Source organism: Treponema sp. R80B11-R83G3, from assembly GCF_054786115.1.
Window position 1 is genome coordinate 1 of sequence record NZ_BDHF01000292.1, and the last position, 1,149, is coordinate 1,149.

Genomic DNA, 1,149 nt, shown 5'->3' on the forward strand with positions numbered 1-1,149 from the left:
CTAGTGTGCTGTAAAATACAGACAACGATATAAAAGAATGATATAATTGAGGCATGAGGAAAATACAGCCGCAAATAAACAAAGAAGACAAATTGCTGATGCAAAGATTATTATCAACAGGGCATCTGGAACAAAAGTTCGCCCAGAGGCTTCAAACGGTGTTGTTACGCGAAAAAGGGAAAGGCACGGGGGAAATCGCCGAGTTTTTGGGGATGAACCGGGCTACCGTAAGCTCATATATTAACCGTTACAATGCTTACGGCATAAACGCGCTTTTAAACGATAAAACGCGAAAACCGGGGAAAGAGCCGGTAAGCCAGGAAATTAAAAATGAAATATGCCGTTTGGCGTGCAATGAAAAGCCTAAAGATGAGACCCATTGGAGCAGCAGAACTCTGGCAAAGCGGGTCGGGATATCCCATACCAAAGCAAGCCAGGTATTGCAGGAATACGGGCTGAAACCGCATATAACGGCAAAGCGCAATTATTCAAACGATCCCGATTTCAAGGCAAAACTAACTGACGTGGTGGGGTTATACTTAAAACCGCCTAAAAACGCCATTATCTGGTGCGTGGATGAGAAAACGCAGATACAGGCGCTGGAAAGAACCCAGCCGGTTTTACCGATAATCCGCAACGTTCCCGAACGCCAAACCGTGGATTACGAGCGTCACGGGACTACGACATTATTCGCCGCGCTGGATTACCTGAGCGGGAGGGTAATAGGCGAATGCAAAGGTTTCCATTCGTCAGAAGATTATATTAATTTTCTGAAGAAGATAGACAAGGGCTGCCCTCCAAGAAAAGTACTGCATATTGTCACTGACAATTTGTCAGCCCATAAAACAAAAGAGGTATACAAGTATCTTGAAAGCAGGCCGGGCAGGTTTGTCCTTCATTTTATTCCAACCCACTCGTCGTGGCTCAATCTTGTAGAACGGTGGTTTTCTGAAATAACAAACAAACGGATACGCAGGGGAAACTTTGAATCCGTGCCGCAGTTGATAAGAGCGATTAAGGATTATATCAGAACTTGGAACAAGTCCGGACGTTCTTTCACATGGACTAAAAAACCGTCTGAGATACTTGCTAAAATTGAAAAGGCTAAATCATGTTGACATATGTATTTTACAGCACACTAGCCGCCGT

The 1,149-nt window shown here is 44.3% G+C and carries 1 protein-coding gene; it reads left to right on the top strand.

Annotation, left to right across the window (positions count from 1 at the left end; all coding sequences use genetic code 11):
* Positions 1 to 53 precede the first annotated feature (53 nt).
* Complete coding sequence (locus ACYVRH_RS13395) at positions 54 to 1,118, top strand: IS630 family transposase (RefSeq protein ID WP_461257393.1); 1,065 nt, start codon at positions 54 to 56, stop codon at positions 1,116 to 1,118.
* The last annotated feature ends 31 nt before the right edge of the window (positions 1,119 to 1,149 follow it).

Excerpts from the sequence above, each read along its gene's own strand:
- ACYVRH_RS13395 (WP_461257393.1), top strand. The coding sequence starts at position 54 with ATGAGGAAAATACAGCCGCAAATAAACAAAGAAGACAAATTGCTGATG.